The organism is Exiguobacterium sp. J17977, from assembly GCF_018616375.1.
Taxonomy (GTDB): domain Bacteria; phylum Bacillota; class Bacilli; order Exiguobacteriales; family Exiguobacteriaceae; genus Exiguobacterium; species Exiguobacterium mexicanum.
On the sequence record NZ_JAEQBB010000004.1, the window covers coordinates 53038 to 70665 of the forward strand.

At 52.2% G+C, this 17628-nt stretch carries 19 protein-coding genes; 6 read left to right on the top strand and 13 right to left on the bottom strand.

The features are described from left to right. Positions 1 to 109 precede the first annotated feature (109 nt). The 3 genes from KNO58_RS08265 to KNO58_RS08275 all read left to right on the top strand — a co-directional run bounded on the left by KNO58_RS08265 (position 110) and on the right by KNO58_RS08275 (position 2743). Positions 110 to 541, top strand: a complete 432-nt coding sequence (locus KNO58_RS08265) for a DUF2621 family protein (protein ID WP_214753005.1) — start codon at positions 110 to 112, stop codon at positions 539 to 541. Positions 542 to 851: 310 nt separating this feature from the next. Then, positions 852 to 1184, top strand: a complete 333-nt coding sequence (locus KNO58_RS08270; RefSeq protein WP_214753007.1) for a DUF485 domain-containing protein — start codon at positions 852 to 854, stop codon at positions 1182 to 1184. Next, the gene (locus KNO58_RS08275; protein WP_214753009.1) at positions 1181 to 2743 is read left to right on the top strand and encodes a solute symporter family protein; all 1563 of its coding nucleotides are present in this window, start codon (positions 1181 to 1183) and stop codon (positions 2741 to 2743) included. Before KNO58_RS08270 ends, KNO58_RS08275 begins: the two co-directional genes overlap by 4 nt. Before the next feature lie 35 nt (positions 2744 to 2778). Here the strand turns inward: KNO58_RS08275 and KNO58_RS08280 are convergent, their stop codons facing one another. Continuing rightward, a complete protein-coding gene (locus KNO58_RS08280; RefSeq protein WP_214753482.1) occupies positions 2779 to 3231 on the bottom strand; it encodes a CcdC family protein in 453 nt (150 codons plus the stop codon). 19 nt (positions 3232 to 3250) lie between these two features. After that, entirely contained in the window at positions 3251 to 3949 is a 699-nt protein-coding gene (locus tag KNO58_RS08285; protein WP_021067580.1) for a cytochrome c biogenesis CcdA family protein, read from the bottom strand. A gap of 192 nt (positions 3950 to 4141) precedes the next feature. Between KNO58_RS08285 and KNO58_RS08290 the strand changes: the two genes are divergently transcribed. After that, entirely contained in the window at positions 4142 to 4324 is a 183-nt protein-coding gene (locus KNO58_RS08290) for an aspartyl-phosphate phosphatase Spo0E family protein (RefSeq protein WP_214753011.1), read from the top strand. An 81-nt stretch (positions 4325 to 4405) separates the two neighbouring features. Here the strand turns inward: KNO58_RS08290 and KNO58_RS08295 are convergent, their stop codons facing one another. From KNO58_RS08295 to KNO58_RS08325, 7 genes are all read right to left on the bottom strand, one after another. Then, on the bottom strand, positions 4406 to 6169 hold the full coding sequence (locus KNO58_RS08295) for an ABC transporter ATP-binding protein (RefSeq protein WP_214753013.1): 1764 nt from the start codon (positions 6167 to 6169) through the stop codon (positions 4406 to 4408). After that, on the bottom strand, positions 6159 to 7913 hold the full coding sequence (locus KNO58_RS08300; RefSeq protein ID WP_214753484.1) for an ABC transporter transmembrane domain-containing protein: 1755 nt from the start codon (positions 7911 to 7913) through the stop codon (positions 6159 to 6161). Before KNO58_RS08300 ends, KNO58_RS08295 begins: the two co-directional genes overlap by 11 nt. A gap of 129 nt (positions 7914 to 8042) precedes the next feature. Continuing rightward, positions 8043 to 8273 (bottom strand): YneF family protein, encoded by a 231-nt coding sequence (locus tag KNO58_RS08305; protein ID WP_021067584.1) that lies wholly within the window; start codon positions 8271 to 8273, stop codon positions 8043 to 8045. 123 nt (positions 8274 to 8396) lie between these two features. Beyond that, the gene (tkt, locus tag KNO58_RS08310) at positions 8397 to 10388 is read right to left on the bottom strand and encodes a transketolase (RefSeq protein WP_214753015.1); all 1992 of its coding nucleotides are present in this window, start codon (positions 10386 to 10388) and stop codon (positions 8397 to 8399) included. Between the two features lie 198 nt (positions 10389 to 10586). Next, a complete protein-coding gene (locus KNO58_RS08315; protein ID WP_214753017.1) occupies positions 10587 to 10820 on the bottom strand; it encodes a DUF896 domain-containing protein in 234 nt (77 codons plus the stop codon). A gap of 60 nt (positions 10821 to 10880) precedes the next feature. Then, positions 10881 to 11525 (bottom strand): YneB family resolvase-like protein, encoded by a 645-nt coding sequence (locus KNO58_RS08320; protein WP_021067587.1) that lies wholly within the window; start codon positions 11523 to 11525, stop codon positions 10881 to 10883. A 72-nt stretch (positions 11526 to 11597) separates the two neighbouring features. Further along, positions 11598 to 11834, bottom strand: coding sequence for a hypothetical protein (locus KNO58_RS08325; RefSeq protein ID WP_214753019.1), 237 nt, complete (start codon positions 11832 to 11834; stop codon positions 11598 to 11600). Between the two features lie 205 nt (positions 11835 to 12039). Here KNO58_RS08325 and lexA point away from each other — a divergent pair, with 205 nt between their 5' ends. Then, entirely contained in the window at positions 12040 to 12660 is a 621-nt protein-coding gene (gene lexA / locus KNO58_RS08330; protein ID WP_214753021.1) for a transcriptional repressor LexA, read from the top strand. After that, on the top strand, positions 12660 to 13100 hold the full coding sequence (locus KNO58_RS08335; RefSeq protein ID WP_214753023.1) for a metal-binding protein: 441 nt from the start codon (positions 12660 to 12662) through the stop codon (positions 13098 to 13100). Before lexA ends, KNO58_RS08335 begins: the two co-directional genes overlap by 1 nt. 91 nt (positions 13101 to 13191) lie before the next feature. Here KNO58_RS08335 and KNO58_RS08340 read toward each other — a convergent pair whose 3' ends face one another. The 4 genes from KNO58_RS08340 to KNO58_RS08355 all read right to left on the bottom strand — a co-directional run bounded on the left by KNO58_RS08340 (position 13192) and on the right by KNO58_RS08355 (position 17626). After that, positions 13192 to 14295 carry a DNA alkylation repair protein gene (locus KNO58_RS08340; protein ID WP_214753026.1) on the bottom strand — a complete coding sequence of 368 codons (1104 nt, stop codon included), beginning with the start codon at positions 14293 to 14295 and terminating at the stop codon, positions 13192 to 13194. A gap of 156 nt (positions 14296 to 14451) precedes the next feature. After that, positions 14452 to 15792: a type I glutamate--ammonia ligase gene (gene glnA, locus KNO58_RS08345; protein ID WP_214707608.1), complete on the bottom strand. Its 1341-nt coding sequence runs from the start codon at positions 15790 to 15792 to the stop codon at positions 14452 to 14454. A 46-nt stretch (positions 15793 to 15838) separates the two neighbouring features. Beyond that, a complete protein-coding gene (locus tag KNO58_RS08350; RefSeq protein WP_128122378.1) occupies positions 15839 to 16237 on the bottom strand; it encodes a MerR family transcriptional regulator in 399 nt (132 codons plus the stop codon). A 93-nt stretch (positions 16238 to 16330) separates the two neighbouring features. Continuing rightward, entirely contained in the window at positions 16331 to 17626 is a 1296-nt protein-coding gene (locus KNO58_RS08355; protein ID WP_214753486.1) for a methionine gamma-lyase family protein, read from the bottom strand. Between the last annotated feature and the right edge of the window lie 2 nt (positions 17627 to 17628).

The window sequence follows — 17628 nt, forward strand, 5'->3', positions numbered from 1 at the left end:
TTTCGTCCATCTTTATAGTAGTGAACGGATAGCTGTAGCTTTTGTATCGCGTCCCTTTTTTGTATACTTAGCTTGAATGATCGTGAAATGACAGAACGGGGGAAAGACGATGCCAGAAAACTTGATGATGTATTTCATTGTCTTCTGGGGATTCGTGATGATCGGGTTAATGTCGATCGGCGGTTACTTTATGTTCCGTAAATTTTTGAAACGAATGCCAAAAGAAGATGGACGCTCACTTCTCGACATTGAGGATGACTACATCGACAAGACACGCCACTTATGGACGCCGGAGACGCGAACGCTGCTCGACCGCCTCGTCACACCGGTGCCTGAGCTGTTCCGCGACGTCGCCATACGAAAGATTGCCGGTAAGATCGGACAGTTCGCCCTTGAGACACGAGCCCGTGAAATGACGACCGAGCTCGTCGTCAAAGGCTATATCGCCGCGACACCGAAGCGGGATCATAAGTTTTTAAAGAAGGCGCTTGAAGAAGAGAAAATCGACTGGAAAGTGTATCAACGTTACTTCCAACAATGAGACGAGACGTCAGGACAGTGGCCTGGCGTCTTTTTATTAATTTCTTGATGCCGACTTAATTAGCCGACTCATTATGTGTCCTGCTCTCGAAAATGTGCCATACGACTAGTAGGTCAAAAGTACCTTTTTCAAGTGGAATAACTATTCAAAAATAACGTTCATGATATAGACAATATTGAAAACGCTTACATTAAAGTGGTATGACCAATATCAGTATAACAAATTCATTTTGCACAATAAAAAATGGATAGCTTTTCCTTTATTTACATTTCTATAATGTACGTATCTTGATACCGAAGGAGGGTTTTATATGCATGATGTCACGCACGTCACGCAAACCGACAGCACCCGCTCCGCTGAAGCGATTGTCGAGAGCCAGACGTTCCACAAACTGATGCGAGAAAAGAATCGGTTCATTATTCCGTCCATCATCTTCTCCCTCATCTTTTATTTCACGTTACCGATTTCGACTAGTTACTTCAGCTTTTTGAATATCCCCGTCGCCGGGGACATCACATGGGCTTGGGTGCTCGCCTTCGCCCAATTCTTCATGACTTGGACGTTCTGTGTCATGTATAGCCGCCGGGCCCGTCGGTTTGACGAACTCGTCACCGCCATCAAACAAGAGGAGGACGACCGATGAACTGGACCGCGATTCTATTATTCCTCGCGATTGTCGGGCTCACGCTCGTCATCACGTTCTTTGCTGCCCGGAAGACGAAGACTGCAAGTGACTTTTATACGGCCGATGGAGGGTTGACCGGGTTCCAAAACGGGCTCGCCATCGCAGGGGACTACATGTCGGCCGCTTCATTCCTCGGGATTGCCGGGATGATTGCTCTCGCCGGATTTGACGGTTTCTTCTATTCAATCGGTTTCTTGGTGGCTTATCTCGTCGTGCTCTATCTCGTCGCCGAGCCGCTCCGTAACCTCGGGAAGTATACGATGGCCGATATGATTGCGGCTCGATTCAACAAACCACGCGTCCGTGGCGTCGCCGCCATGAACGCCATCGTCATCTCGATTTTCTATATGATCGCCCAGCTCGTCGGTGCCGGCGCGCTCATCGAGCTGTTGCTCGGCATTCCGTACACGACGAGTGTCGTCGTCGTCGGCATCTTGATGACCGTATACGTCGTCTTCGGGGGAATGACCGCGACGTCATGGGTCCAGATCACGAAAGCTGTCCTATTGATGATCGGGACCGCCATTATCTCGTTTCTTGTGTTCGCTCGCTTTGACTTCTCTGTCTTCACCATGTTCTCGGAAGTGAGCAAGGCGACACCGCTCGGCGACAGTTTCTTGGACCCGGGCAACAAGTTCAAGCTTCCGCTCGACACGATCTCGCTAAACTTGGCGCTCGTCCTCGGGACGGCCGGTCTGCCCCACATCCTCATCCGTTTCTTCACGGTCAAGGATGCGCCGACGGCACGCCAATCCGTCGTCTATGCGACATGGGTCATCGGTGCGTTCTACATATTGACGATTTTCCTCGGATTCGGGGCGGCCGCATTCGTCGGCTCGGATGCCATCATCGCAGCCAACCCGGCCGGCAACATGGCCGCACCGCTTCTGGCCCAAGTGCTCGGCGGCGACTTGTTGTTCGCCTTTGTCGCGGCGATCGCCTTTGCCACGATCCTTGCCGTCGTCGCCGGACTCGTCCTTTCGGCCGCCTCGGCATTCGCCCACGATTTCTATGGACATATCGTCCGTAAAGGGGAAGCGACAGAGAAAGAGCAAGTCACGGCGGCCCGCATCGCTTCGATTGCTGTCGCCCTCGTCTCGATGGGACTCGCGTTTTTCGCCCAATCGATGAACGTCGCTTTCCTCGTCTCGCTCGCGTTTGCCGTGGCCGCCAGTGCGAACTTGCCGGTCATCTTGTTCACGATTTACTGGAGACGGTTCAACACCGGAGGAGCCGTATTCGGCATGATCGTCGGCTTGTTCTCGTCGCTCTTCCTCGTCGCTATCAGTCCGAACGTATGGGCGCCGGATGGTTCTGCCATCTTTATCGGCGAGGCGCTGTTCCCGCTCACGAACCCGGGCATCGTGTCAATCCCGCTCGGTTTCCTCGCTGCCATCGTCGGCACGTACTTGACGAAGTCGGATGAAGTCGCCGGAAACTTCGAACGGATTCTCGTCAAGGCGAACACCGGAATCGATGCCGAGACCGAGGCAGCCCTGACCAAAAAATCTTCTTGATCGACAAAAACGGCGTCCCTTGCGAGGGACGCCGTTTATGATGCCACGATTTGTTTGTACTTTTGATACATGGCGATGCGCCACGGGACAATCATACCCCAGGCAATCAAGTAGAACAGGCCGCCTGTCGCGAATATGTTGACCTCGTCCCCGAGGAACGCCTTCATGACCGTCCGGATGGCCAATAAGACAAACACGACGATAAAGAACGCTTTCGAACGGGACAAGTACACCTCTCCGTCACGTTTCTCGAAATTCGACGTCTTGATTAAAAACACGCTGAAAATCAATCCGACAAGCAGCGCCTCTCCGACCTCGAGCCAAGTCAACCGAAACGCCGGGACGAGAAATTGTAACATGCCCGTCGACATCGCGAGCGGCGGAATCAAAATCTTTTTCGCATTCGTCGGACGTGCTGACGCTTTGACGCGAACAAAGCTCGCAATCAAGCCCATCATCAGTGCGACGAGGGTCGATCCCCAAAATATCGACATTCGGTCAACCCCTTTAAAATCCGGTGAATCCTACTAATTCGCTCATCCAAGCAGCGAAGCGGTTCATGCCATCAAAATATAATACGACGCCGAAAGCCATCATCAAATAGCCTCCGAATCTTGCTACCTTGGCACTGTTACGTGCCAAATACTTGATTTTGCCAACAAATCCGGCCATGACGAGGAACGGGATGGCAAAACCGATAACGTATGCCAACATATAACCCATGCCCTGACTCGGGTTTGAGGCAGCAAGGGCGATGACGCCAGCAAGAATCGGTCCCGTGCAAGGGGTCCACCCTGCAGCGAACCCAATTCCGATGAGGGCCGTCCCAAAATAGCCGCTCTTGCGTTCTCCTAATGCGAGTTTTTTCTCGCGCATCATGAAGCGTGGTTGCCAGAGACCTGCCAAGAAGACACCGAATACGAAGATAAGGATGGCACCGAACATGCGCAAGCTATCTTTGTATTGAATGAATACGTCGGCGATCAGCGAGGTCGACAAACCAAGCACGAGAAAGACAATGGAGAAACCGAAGAGGAATGAGAACGTATGAAACCATGCCGTGCGCTGCCGTAGTCCCTCACTCTTTAAGTCAGAGACAGAGACTCCTGTAATATACGATAAAAAGACTGGATACAACGGTAGCGTGCACGGAGACAAAAATGACAAGACGCCCGCCCCAAATGCGAGCCAAAGGGTAACTTCCATGCGATCTTCCACCTTTCAGCCCCATTATAGCGAAAACCTTTTCAAAATGCTCGCATCTTTTTCTACAACGATTGTTTGAGTGAAATTGTAATCTTTGAAATGGAAATGAAACTTGTAAACAGTAGTGTTAGATGCTAAGATTTGGATATTCCTAAGAAACAGTTTTGACTTTATAACGATGGGGGAAATACCGTGGCGGTCATCACAGCTGAAAACTTACATTATGCCATTGAACAGAAACGCGATGAACTGTACGAAATCGCTTCGCAGCACAGTTGGACGTCTCCCGAAGTGATTCACGTCAGTCAAGAGTTAGACAAGCTGATCACACGTCACGTCCTGGCAATACACGCTTCAGAACCTTTAACCTTTTAACTGACCGGCTCTCCACATCTCATTAGTGGAGAGCCTTTTCCATGGAAAAAAGACGCCGATTCCGGCGTCTTTTTTTGTAATTTATGACATCAGACGTTGACCTGATTGCAGTTCATACATCTTTTTATAGAGCCCGTCTTGTTTCAACAACGATTGATGATTGCCCCGTTCGACGATTTCCCCGCGATGGAGCACAAGAATCAAATCAGCATCTTGAATCGTCGACAACCGGTGGGCGATGGCGATTGTCGTCCGACCGCGCCGCATCCGGTCGAGGGCGAGCTGGACGCGCTCCTCGGTCTCGGTATCAATCGAACTCGTCGCCTCATCCAAAATCAAGATTTTCGGATCGCGGGCGACCGTCCGGGCGAATGCGAGCAATTGCCGTTCTCCGCTCGAGAACGTCGCTCCCCGTTCCCCGACCGTGTGACCGTAGCCGGCTTCAAGTTTCTCGACGAACGTGTGGGCTTGGACGAACTCGGCCGCTTCTCGGACTTTGTCCGAGTCGATTGTCGGGTTGAACAGTTTCAAGTTGTCCTCAATCGTCCCCGTGAACAAGAACGGGTCTTGGAGCACGAGCCCGACTTTGGCCCGGAGTTCCGCTTCCTCGAACTGCTCAATCGGATGGCCATCGATGGTGATTTGTCCTGATTGATACGGATAGAACCGGGTCAACAAGTTGATGATTGAGCTCTTCCCGCTCCCGGTATGACCGACAAGTGCGACCGTCTCGCCCGGCTTGGCGACGAACGAAATGTGTTTCAACACGTCGACTTCGCCGTCGTAGCTGAACGTGACGTTTTCGAACCGCACTTCCCCAGAGCCAATTTCAGCCGTTCCCTCCAGGCTCTTCCCTGGGGCCGGCTCATCGGTGTCCAAGATTTTGAAGACGCGGTCCGCCGAGACGACCGCCTGTTGGAACTCGCTTAAACGTTGCATGATATCGAGCACCGGACGGAAAATACGCTCGATATAGCTGATGAACGCGTAGACGACGCCGACCTGTACTTGTTCGGTCGTCGACAAGACACCGTAATAACCGAGTAACCCGATGATGGAGAAAGCGAGCAACAATTCGATAATCGGCCGCAAGAGCATACTGTCGAGCTTCAAGTTCCGATAGCGCGCCTGTTGATGTGCCTCGTTCGTCTCTTCGAATTGGCGGACAAGCCGCTCTTCTTGACGGAACTGTTGAACGATTCCCATCCCGTTTATCGATTCATTCAATTGTCCGTTCAATTGCGACAACAAGTCACGCACTTGGGCGAAGTACTTCGTCGAGTAGCGACGGTACACCCAGATGATGAGCCAGAACAATGGCACGAGCACGAGCCCCATCGTCGCAAGCGTAGGTTCGAGGATGTAGAGGAAAATATACGTCCCAAGCAGCTGGACGGCCGACTGGACGAACGTACTCATCACCCCGACGTACAGCTCCTTGACCGCCTCGGTGTCGTTCGTGATGCGCGAGACGAGCACACCCGCCGGCGTCCGGTCGAAATAGGCGAGCCGCATGCCCATGACATGTCGGAAAATATCCATCCGAATGTTTTGAACGATTTTCAAGGCAATCTTTTGGAATGAAATCGACTGCAGATAGTCGAAGATGATTGCCGACACATGCAACACCAAATAAACGACGAGCAGTGTGACGACCCAGTTCGTCGGATAGACGCCTGGCGTCACGAACTCATCAATGAAGACTTTGATCAAAAATGGTCCGGCGAGCTTCGCGCCGGTGGCAAGCAACAAGAACACGAAGGCGAGACCGAGTGGACGCGCGTAACGATTCGTATACGCCAATAGACGTTTGATGACCGGCCATTCCTGAACGTCATGCTTCATGGTGGCCACCCCCTTCTACGATTGCTTCGAGCTGTTGACGATCATACGTGTCTTTGTACCATCCCGGTTCGCGAATCAAATCCTGATGCCGGCCCCGTTGGATGATGCGACCGTCTTCGAGGACGAGAATCTCGTCGGCATGCTCGACCGCGGACAGTCGATGCGCGACAATCAACCGAGATTGATCGGGATTCCCGGCCCGGAAATGCTCGATGATCGCTTCTTCCGTCTTCGCATCGACGGCGGAGAGAGCATCGTCTAGAATCAACACATCCGCCTCAATCATGAGGGCACGTGCAATCGAAATCCGTTGTTTTTGACCGCCCGATAGCGTCACGCCTCGTTCGCCGACGAGCGTGGCGTATCCTTCCGGTAACCGCATGATGTCTTCATGCACTTCAGCGATTTTGGCCGCTTCCATAATCTCGTCGAGTTTTGCTTCCGGTTTGCCGAACGCGATATTGTTCGCAATCGAGTCGCTGAACAAGAAGTGGTCCTGTGGCACGACGGCGACCTTGTCGAGCAGAAGTGACTTTTTCACTTGGCGGATGTTGATACCCCCGATTTTGATGGTGCCGTCATGGACGTCATATTCCCGCGTCAACAATCGAACGATCGTCGTTTTTCCGGAACCGGTCCGCCCGACGATACCGAGCGTACGACCGCGTTCAATCCGGAACGTGACGTCCTGCAAGACAGGCGTCTCATCATAACGGAACGCACGGATGTCCGCCTCAATCTCCGAATGCGCGAGTTTCGTCGCCGCCATCGGGTCATCTTGAATCTCAGGCTTGACGGCGAGCATCCGCTCGATCCGGTCATACGAGGCACGTCCGCGTTCGACGATATTGAACAGCCAGCCGAACGCGAGCATCGGCCAAGTGAGCAAACTGAGATACGCCGTGAAACTGACGATTTGACCAATCGTCAGCTCGCCTTGTTCAATCAAATAGGCCCCATAGCCGATTGACAGGATATACGAGAGGCCGACGATTCCAAAGATGGTCGGGTCGTACAAGGCATCGATTTTGGCGACGCGGACGTTCTTCGCCATGACCTCGTCCGATAACTTCTCAAACGAGTCGACGTCGCGGCCGACTTCTCCGGTCGATTTTAAAACGCGGACGCCGCTGACACTCTCTTGGACTTTGTCATTCAGTTCGGAGAATGCCGCCTGGGCGACCCCGAACCGGTTATGTAATAGTTTGCCGTATCGCGTCGTCAACGCGACCATGATTGGTAGTGGCAACAGTGCCACGACCGTCAACTTCCAACTGATCGTCGTCACCATCGTGATGATGACGAACGTCCCCATCGTAATGCTGTCGACGAGTGTCAAAATCCCCGCACCCGCCGTCGTCGAGACGGCTTGGACATCGTTCGTCGCATGGGCCATCAAATCCCCGACCCGCGACTTCTTGTAAAAGCGTTGATCTAAATCGGTGAAGTGTCGATAGAGTTGACTCCGCAACATCCGACCGAGCCGAATCGAAGCACCGAAGATGAAGTACCGCCAAAAGAAGCGGGCCACGTAGTTCCCGATTCCGACGGCCGCGAGCCCGCCGAGCAACATCCACAATAAATCTGTTTCGAGCGATTCTCGGTTAATCTCATCGACGATTCGGCCGATGATGCGTGGCGGCACGAGCTCGAGCGCCGCGACGAACATGAGTAGGACGATCCCGAGCGCATACGTCCGCCATTCGAGCTTGAAGAACCAAGCCAATTGTTTAAATACACGAATCTGAAACACCCCCTATGTTGTCTTGAATTCAGACTATTCTTTTAGATTAGCGAAAGTTTGTTCGATTGTCTAACAAAAAATGGATGCAAAAAGCACTTTGCGGGCGCAAAGTGCTTCGGTCAATCAGTTTTATTTCTTTTCGTTTTTCATTTGAACGTTCATGGCGCGCATCACTTGGTTGACTTTCTTCTGTGACGGCTTTTGACCCATTTGCATCATCAATGTACGAATCATATCTTCGTTGATCGGCGGGTTCTGTTCGAGGTAGTTCATCATGTATTTACGAGCGATAAAGAAACCGATCGCAATACCCCCGATTAGTGCTGCCACGATCAGAAGAATCCAGAATAATGTACTCAAGGCTTAACCTCCTCTACCATATGAAACATCGTTTTTTACTATACACTATATTACGCTAATTCGCTAGTCGTCTGTAAAAAAAGTGGTGACCCAAAACGATGGGCCACCACTGATAGCAAGCGATTAAAGTGACTTGACAGCCGCGACGACGTTATCGACCGACATGCCATATTCTTTCATGAGGAGATCTCCAGGGGCAGAAGCACCGAACTTGTCGATTCCGAGTACTTTACCGCCGAATCCGACGTATTTGTACCAGCCGAGTGTCGCGCCCGCTTCAAGCGACACACGCTTCGTGATTGACGAAGGAAGGACCGACTCTTTGTATGCTGCCGACTGGGCTTCGAACAATTCCCATGAAGGCATCGAGACGACAGCCGCGTTCACGCCATCAGCCGCGAGTGCTTCGCGAGCTTCGACGAGGACGTGGACTTCAGAACCTGTACCGAGAAGGAGGACATCCGCCTCGCTCGAGTTACCGGCGACGACGTAGCCACCTTTGGCCGCGTCTTCAATCGACGTGCCTTCGAGTTCTGGCAACGCTTGACGCGTCAAGACGAGAAGCGATGGTGACGATTTCGTCGTGATCGCTTGCTTCCAAGCCGCAATCGTCTCTTTTCCGTCAGCTGGACGGAGTACAGACAAGTTTGGCATCGCACGGAAGCTCATCAAGTGCTCGACCGGTTCGTGTGTCGGGCCGTCTTCGCCGACCGCGATCGAATCGTGCGTCAAGACGAACGTCGATGGGATTCCCATGAGGGCCGCGAGTCGTACCGCTGGACGCAAGTAGTCTGAGAAGACGAAGAAAGTCGCACCGTAAGGAAGGACTCCACCGTGGAGTGCCATACCGTTGACGGCAGCTGCCATTGCGAATTCACGGACACCGAACCAGATGTTGCGGCCTGCTGGATCTTCATCGAAGTCCGCAGCACCTTTAATCATCGTGTTGTTCGATCCGGCGAGGTCAGCCGAGCCACCGAAGAGTGTCGGCACTGCTTTGGCGATCGCGTTCAATACTTCACCGCTCGTTTGACGTGTTGCTTTCTTCGAACCGATTTCGAACGTCGGCAACTCGCTGTCCCAACCTTCTGGGAGCTCGTTGTTCACTGCACGCTCGAATTGGGCACCGAGTTCAGGGTGTGACGACTTATAAGCCGCGACGAGTTCGTTCCAGTCCGCTTCCGCTTTAGCGCCTGGCTCAACGACTTTCTCGTTGAACAAGTCGTACACTTCGGTCGGTACGTAGAAGTTCTCGCCTTCCCACTTGTAGAACTGCTTCGTGAGCTCGATTTCAGCTTCGCCGAGCGGCGCGCCGTGTGAGGCCGATTTCCCTGACTTGTTCGGTGAACCGAAACCGATGACCGTCTTCACTTCGATGAGGGTCGGTTTCGACGTTTCCGCCTTCGCTTCGTCGATTGCTTTCGCGATTGTATCGATGTCCGTGCCATCTTCAACGCGAATCACTTGCCAGCCGTAAGCGTTGAAACGATCTTCGACGCTTTCTGAGAACGACTTGTGAAGGTCGCCATCGAGTGAGATGTCGTTTGAATCATAAAGGACGACAAGCTTTCCGAGTTTCAAGTGACCAGCGAGTGAGGCAGCTTCTGCCGACACGCCTTCCATCAAGTCACCGTCTCCACAAATCCCGTATGTGAAGTGGTCAACCACTTTAAACTCATCACGGTTGTATGTCGCTTCCAAATGCTTCTCAGCCATCGCCATACCGACTGCCATGGCAATCCCTTGGCCAAGTGGTCCAGTCGTCGCGTCGACACCAGCCGTGTGACGGTACTCTGGGTGTCCAGGCGTCTTCGAATCCATTTGACGGAACGATTTGAGATCGTCGAGTGAAAGGTCGTAACCAGATAAGTGAAGAAGCGAGTACAAGAGCATCGAACCGTGTCCCGCTGAAAGAACGAACCGATCGCGGTTGAACCAGTTCGGGTTTTTCGGGTTGTGACGCATCTTATCCGTCCAAAGTGTGAACGCCATCGGAGCCGCACCCATCGGCATCCCCGGGTGACCAGAGTTCGCTTTTTGGACCGCATCAATCGAGAGCGTCCGAATCGAGTTAATCGCTAATAATTCTTTAGTAGTTGTTTCCACTAATTTCATCCTCTCTGTTGTTACAAAGTTTCTACCCGTCATATTTTAGCACACTCATTCGTGTGTCACAACTAATTAATTAGTATAACACATTGAATGGAATCGTTTACTTCCTTTCGTTCAAAATCAGTCCAATAAGTCCCCCTGATCCCCGTTCGCGTATAACAAACATGCACACCCTATATGAAATAGGATGTGCATTCGTGGTCACTCAGAGCGATGTCGTTTCTGCTCGTCTTTCAATTTTTCAGGCGTTACGTCGTTCCCGTCCGGATCGACGACCTTCATTCCCATCATCTGTGATTTGAATGATTGGCGGAACGCTTGCAAATATTGTTGACGCAGCGCTTGCTGCTCGTCCATCTCTTGTGGTGACAGTCCATCTGTCTTGGCTTTGTTGGCGAGAAAATTGATTCGCTCCAACTGTTCAGGTGCTAGCATCAGGCTCGCCCCCTCTCTACTGAATTTGTTCTTCTACTGTACAAAATCAGCGAGCAGGAATCAAGTTTCTGGTACTGACACGTGCTCCAAATAGCGGCGGTTCACAGTCGCTTTTGACACCTCGTAGCCAAAACCACGGAGCGTGGCGGCAATTTCAGCGAACGTTAACCCGCGCTCGCGCAGTTGGACGATCTCTTCGATCGGCACTTCGATTCGGCTCCGGCCGCCTTGGTCATGATGCTGAATATTGCGATGCGGGTTGAACCCGTTCGCGACCGCCCGGCGCATGCCACGTGAGATTTTGGCGTTATGGATTTTACGTTGGTACTCCTCGACGACGCTGACGATTTCGAGCACCATCTTCTCGGCATCCGAGACGACGTATTCATCGGACGATTGCATCGTCAACAAGCGGACGTTATGTTTCATGAGCGTATGCAAGATGGCGATTTTCGCGTTCCCTCGTCCGAGGCGGCTGTCATCGCTGACGAGCACGGCGTCGAGGTTGGACGTCGAGACGTGCTCCAACAAATCGAGCAATCCCGTCCGATTGACTTCATATCCGCTCTCCTGCTCACTGATCACATCGACGATTTCGGCGTCCAGACGTTTCGCCATCCGCGTCAGTTCGTCCGCTTGGCGACCGAGTGACGTCTCTTGCGTGGACTTGTTCGTCGACACGCGACAATAAATGACGACTCGCATCCCGTCACTTCCTTTCTTTCCATTCGCCCTCTACGATACACAGGTTCAGGGGCTGTTCGCAATCAGAAAAGATTATTCGGCGGCGAACCACGTCGTCTTGTCGTCTTCTTCCTCAGCGCGTTCGGCGAGAAGCTGTGCCTCGAGTGACTCAGCTTCCGTCAAGGCGACTTCCTCTTCGACGCTGTGCTCAATCGCCGGTTCGGTCGCGACGACATCAACGTCGTGGCGCATCTCACCGACCATATAAAACGCGAACATTCCAAGTGCCAACATGCCGACTAAAATGATTCCATTGATTGTGTCTCTCATAACGATTACCTCCTGGGAATAAGAATACACGTTCTCGAGAACGTCTGTTCGTTTATCTGTTCTCATCATAAAACAAGAACTTCTGTTCGGTCAAGTAGAAAAAAACGAACGAATGTTTGTGCGCTCATGTGTTCTTGTGTTAAACTAAACCCATAAAGAATAGGATGCGTTCGCAGGATATTCGACATAATCGAGGTGAAATCCATTGAAAAAAATGTCAGCAAGACAACAACAGATTCTTGATTTTATAAAATCCGAGGTTCGGGCGAAAGGGTATCCCCCTTCTGTTCGTGAAATCGGAGAGGCTGTCGGACTCGCATCGAGCTCGACCGTCCACGGACACTTGGACCGTCTAGAGAAACGTGGATTGATTCGACGTGACAAGACGAAGCCACGTGCCATCGAGATTTTAGATGAAGAGATGTCAGTCGTCGAAGACCACGATGCTGTCATGTACGTGCCGGTCATCGGGAAAGTCACGGCTGGTACGCCGATTACGGCAATCGAGAACGTGGAAGAACACTTCCCGCTCCCGGCCCACGTCGTCGGTTCCGACAACGTCTATATGCTCTCGGTCTCGGGAGACTCGATGATTAACGCCGGCATCTTGGATGGGGACCGTGTCCTCGTCCGCCAACAGAACACGGCCGACAATGGAGAGATTGTCGTCGCCATGACGGATGAAGGCGAAGCGACGGTGAAGCGGATTTATAAAGAAGCTTCGAAAGTGCGTCTCCAGCCGGAGAACGACGAACTCGAAGCGATGTATTTCGATAACGTGTCGATTTTAGGGAAGGTCATCGGTGTATACCGGACGATTCACTAATGGCGAGTGGCAAGACACATACCCGTACGAATCTCGTGGCAATCGGTGCTCTTGCGATTGCCACGCCTTTTATTGACATCGATGTTCCGACCGTGTTCCTATTCGGCGCCCTGATCGGGACGTTCTGGCTCTCCCCGGACCTCGACTTGAAGTCGGACGCCTATTATCGATGGGGACCGCTTCGGGGCTTTTGGCTCCCTTACGTGAAGCTTATGCCCCATCGGTCGTTATTCTCGCATTTGCCGCTCTTGAGCGATCTGATCCGGGTCATCTATCTCGGTTTCCCGCTCACGCTCGTGCTCACGTTCACGCCGTATGAGGAAGCTGCCAAATCGTGGCTCGACCTGAACGGGGCAGCCTGTTTCTTCGGACTCGTCTTCGCGACGACGCTACATACGACGCTCGACTATGCATCGACGTTCTTCAAACGTGCGTTTTAAGCAAATGCTTATGCCATACACCCAAAAGGGCAACCCGTCTATTAGACTGGGTTGCCCTTTTTCGAACCGTCGATTGTATCTAAAACATTTATCAGTCGTCTCGTTTATGCAACACGAGTCGAGTTTCGGCAACTTCTCGTCCATTTACCAACAGGACGATTCGATGCGCACCCGGATAATGTCGACGCGTCGTCAAGTCTGACCAGTTGTGGACTCTGCTCGCTGCAAGTTTTGCTCCCCCAGCGACGGTTTTATTCGTAAAAAGAAACGCCTTACGACTCGCTTTCCCATTCGCTTTTATAAAGTCGATGGCGTATTCGACCCGAATATATGCAGCATCGCCTGGACGAATCGACACATCGTATTGAATCTCGCACGCCTCCCCGATACTGAGCATGTTCGGATGTATCGAAATCGATGCGTTGACGGTTAAATCCGTTTCTTGCGCATAACCGAACAGCGTTAAGGCGTCGGGGTGAGCGGATTTGATCAATGTTCGACACCCATGTCTGATGACCCAATCGGTATGATCATGTTCGCCCTGCCATCGACGCGAGACCGCGAGCACGGCTTCCGGGTGATCTTTCGAGATATCGTTGAGGTTGTTAGCGACACTTTTCCTTACATATAATGATGGGTCTTCTTTCAATAACTCTAAAACCGCCAACACTGGAGCCGGGTCTGCTTTGAACATCGGTAACGATTCCGCCCACGGAAGACGAGGGCGGCAGCCTTCACTCGCCAATCTCCGCACATGCTCATTCGGATGCTTGGCCCATGCCATCATACGATTCATCACTCGCGTCGAATCACGAAGCAGAAAAGGTCGGATCGCGAATTCCGAAGACGATTTCTGCGTGAAGAGTTCGAGCGCTGACATCGAGCGTTCCCAATGTTCTTCCGCCTGTCCATACACTTCTACGAAGTCGGGAAAGAATAAATATGGAAAGCCGACACAATCGTCTGCAATTTCGATCAAGACGTCTATAGCCGACTCGTAGTGTTGAGGTAAGTACTCCCCGAGCTTTGTCGAGATACGGCGCATACGCCCTTTCAGCGCTAACGCTTCCCATGACTCATCTACGATCGATGCGACAAATGCCTCTATGTCAAACGATGGGTAGACGGATTGTACACGTCGTCCAAATCCTAGCAAAAAGTCCTCATGATATACCTCTTTCAACGGTGCTGCCACGTCTTCCACCTCCTTCAGTTTCGTCTAGTCCGCTCATCTAGCCATACATGCTTCCTCATTATATAGACTGATAGAAAAAGAGTCCTGAACGAGTCTTCACAAGAAGAACTCATTCAGGACTCTGATTGATAGGGTTAACGTCCCCAGTTCATCGACTTAGTAGAGCGTCATGTACTGATCGCGTTCCCACTCTGTTACTTGCGTACGGAACATATCCCACTCGATTTCTTTCAACTCGAGGAAGTGTTCACCGATGTGGTCACCGAGAGCATCCATCACGACTTTATCGGCACGGAGTACTTCGAGTGCGTCAAAGAGTGTAGCCGGAAGATCATCGATTCCGTTGGCAACACGCTCTGGCTTGTCCATCACGTAGATGTTGCTGTCAATCGGCTTCGGTGCCGTCATGTCTTTCTCGATTCCGTCGAGGCCAGAAGCCAAGAGCGTCGACAAGGCGAGATACGGGTTCGCCGCTGGGTCAACCGAACGCACTTCGATACGCGTCGAGAGGCCACGGGCCGCCGGTACACGAACGAGTGGTGAACGGTTGCGCGCGCTCCATGCTACATAGCAAGGTGCTTCGTAACCAGGCACGAGGCGCTTGTACGAGTTGACAGTCGGGTTACAGACAGCCGTGAACGCACGAGCGTGCTCGAGAATTCCTGCCGTGAAGGCGCGGGCTGTATCTGATAATTCCATGTCGCCGTTCGGGTCGTAGAAGACGTTCGTGTCACCTTTGAAGAGCGACATGTTGGCGTGCATCCCAGAACCGTTGACACCGAAGAGTGGCTTCGGCATGAACGTCGCGTGAAGGCCATATTTCGCTGCAATCGTCTTGACGACGAGTTTGAACGTTTGGATGTTATCAGCCGTTGTGACTGCATCCGCGTATTTGAAGTCGATTTCGTGCTGACCTGGAGCGACTTCGTGGTGTGATGCTTCGATTTCGAAGCCCATGTTTTCGAGCTCGATGACGATCTCTTTACGGCAGTTCTCGCCGAGGTCGACCGGTGCCAAGTCGAAGTAACCGCCTTGGTCATTGAGTTCGAGTGTCGGTTTGCCGTTCAAGTCTTTCTTGAAGAGGAAGAACTCAGGCTCTGGTCCGACGTTGAACGCTGTGAAGCCGAGCTTTTGCATGCGCTCGAGGTTACGCTTCAAGCTACCGCGCGGGTCACCGCTGAACGGTGTGCCGTCCGGGTTATAAATATCACAAATCAAGCGAGCGACTTTACCGCTGCCGTCTGTCCACGGGAAGACAACCCATGTGTCGAGGTCTGGATAGAGGTACATGTCTGATTCCTCGATGCGTACGAAGCCTTCGATCGAAGAGCCGTCGAACATCATCTTGTTATCAAGTGCTTTGTCCAATTGGCTGATCGGCACCTCGACGTTTTTAATCGTACCGAGGATATCCGTGAATTGAAGACGAATAAAGCGTACGTCCTCTTCTTGTGCGATCCGTTTGATGTCTTCTTTCGTGAACGTTTTTCTGGCCATGGTAAAATGTCCCCTCTCACATTGTGTAATGGTTAATGTACTGGCGTCATCGATAAAAACGTGACAACTCACCTTGAATGAGCGACGTCTTATTGAAACGGCCAGCTTCTTGAAGCTGTGTTTTCAATAGTTTGTGTAACTCTTGTTCAGAGATCTTCGGTGGTTCCTCGACCGTTGTTTTTGCTGGTTCCACTTCTTTGGCGTCCGCATTGTCGAGCATATGACGAATCGCCGCCAAGTTGAACCCTTGATCGATGAAATCCTTGATCGCGAGTAGACGTTCGACATCATTAAAGGAATAGAGCCGTCGTTTCGATTCCGTCCGACTAGGCGAAATCAGACCCTGTTCTTCATAGTACCGAATCTGTCTACCTGTCAGTTGGGTCAAATCTTGAACGATTCCAATCGGAAACAACGGGTTGGAGCGACGAAATTGATCGGCCATCTCTTACCCCTCCTTTTCTGTCTCACACTGTGAGAATAATACATGACAACTTACCTGTCAATAGATGTTAAGAAAGTTAACATGACATTTCGGTTACAACTTCTGTGAGATTTTGTCACGGTCAAATGTGACGAGCTCTTTCGTGCGTAATTGGCTCAAGGCGAGCATGAGTGCGACCTTGACGTGGGCGTAAGTCAAACCGCCTTGCACATAGGCAGTGTAAGGGGCGCGAAGCGGTCCGTCGGCCGACAGTTCAATCGACGAGCCTTGAATGAATGTCCCGGCCGCCATGATGACATCATCCTCGTATCCCGGCATATAGGCCGGTACCGGCAACGCGTGGGCATTGACCGGTGATGCCATTTGGATGCTCTGACAAAACGCAATCATCTTGTCGCGATCGCGGAACGTTACCGATTGAATCAAATCAGTCCGTGGCGTCGTGTAGTGTGGGTCGGTCTTGAAACCGAGCAATCCGAGCAGGCTCGCTGTCAAGTGCGCCCCTTTTAACGCTTGGGCGACCGTATGCGGCGCCATATAAAACCCTTGATACATCTCTTGGAGCGAATAGAGCGATGGACCGGCCTCGCTGCCGATTCCAGGCGTCGTCATGCGGAACGAGCAGCGCTCGACGAGTTCTTTCGTCCCGGCGATATAGCCGCCTGTCTTCGCCAAGCCGCCACCCGGGTTTTTGATGAGCGAACCGGCCATGAGGTCGGCCCCGACATGGGTCGGTTCAATCGTCTCGACGAACTCGCCGTAGCAGTTATCGACAAAGACAAAGACGTGCGGATGCGCGGCTTTGATTTTTGCGATCGCCTCCCCGATCTCTTGGACCGGGATGCTGCGTCGGTTGGCGTAACCTTTTGAGCGTTGGATGCCGACGAGCTTCGTCTCAGGGCGAATCCGTGCGATGACGGTCTCGACGTCGATCTCGTCGTCTTTCAACTCGACCGTGTCGTAGCCGACACCGAGTTCTTTGAGCGAGCCACGGCCGTCTCCCCGAATCCCGACGATCTCTTCGAGCGTATCGTACGGCTTGCCGGTGATATAGAGCAGTTCATCTCCTGGCAACAACACACCGAACAAGGCGATCCCGATGGCGTGCGTCCCCGAGATGATTTGCGGGCGGCACAGGGCGAGGTCCGCCCCGAACACGTCGGCGTAAATCGACTCGAGCGTGTCGCGCCCGATATCGTCATAGCCGTACCCGGTCGTCGGATTGAAATGAAAATCCGACACTTTATGTTTTTTGAACGACTCGAGGACGCGGTATTGGTTGAATTCCGCCGTCGCCTCGATCGTTTCAAAATATGGTTTTACCCGTGCTTCCGCCTCGGTCACGAACGGGGCCAATTCATCATAATACGCAATCTTTTCTTGCCACATCA

Bases quoted from the DNA above. Each gene is read 5' to 3' on its own strand.
- KNO58_RS08265 (WP_214753005.1), top strand. From the start codon at position 110: ATGCCAGAAAACTTGATGATGTATTTCATTGTCTTCTGGGGATTCGTG.
- KNO58_RS08270 (WP_214753007.1), top strand. From the start codon at position 852: ATGCATGATGTCACGCACGTCACGCAAACCGACAGCACCCGCTCCGCT.
- KNO58_RS08275 (WP_214753009.1), top strand. From the start codon at position 1,181: ATGAACTGGACCGCGATTCTATTATTCCTCGCGATTGTCGGGCTCACG.
- KNO58_RS08285 (WP_021067580.1), bottom strand. From the start codon at position 3,949: ATGGAAGTTACCCTTTGGCTCGCATTTGGGGCGGGCGTCTTGTCATTT.
- KNO58_RS08295 (WP_214753013.1), bottom strand. From the start codon at position 6,169: ATGAAGCATGACGTTCAGGAATGGCCGGTCATCAAACGTCTATTGGCG.
- tkt (WP_214753015.1), bottom strand. From the start codon at position 10,388: ATGAAATTAGTGGAAACAACTACTAAAGAATTATTAGCGATTAACTCG.
- KNO58_RS08315 (WP_214753017.1), bottom strand. From the start codon at position 10,820: ATGCTAGCACCTGAACAGTTGGAGCGAATCAATTTTCTCGCCAACAAA.
- KNO58_RS08320 (WP_021067587.1), bottom strand. From the start codon at position 11,525: ATGCGAGTCGTCATTTATTGTCGCGTGTCGACGAACAAGTCCACGCAA.
- KNO58_RS08325 (WP_214753019.1), bottom strand. From the start codon at position 11,834: ATGAGAGACACAATCAATGGAATCATTTTAGTCGGCATGTTGGCACTT.
- KNO58_RS08335 (WP_214753023.1), top strand. From the start codon at position 12,660: ATGGCGAGTGGCAAGACACATACCCGTACGAATCTCGTGGCAATCGGT.
- glnA (WP_214707608.1), bottom strand. From the start codon at position 15,792: ATGGCCAGAAAAACGTTCACGAAAGAAGACATCAAACGGATCGCACAA.
- KNO58_RS08350 (WP_128122378.1), bottom strand. From the start codon at position 16,237: ATGGCCGATCAATTTCGTCGCTCCAACCCGTTGTTTCCGATTGGAATC.
- KNO58_RS08355 (WP_214753486.1), bottom strand. From the start codon at position 17,626: ATGTGGCAAGAAAAGATTGCGTATTATGATGAATTGGCCCCGTTCGTG.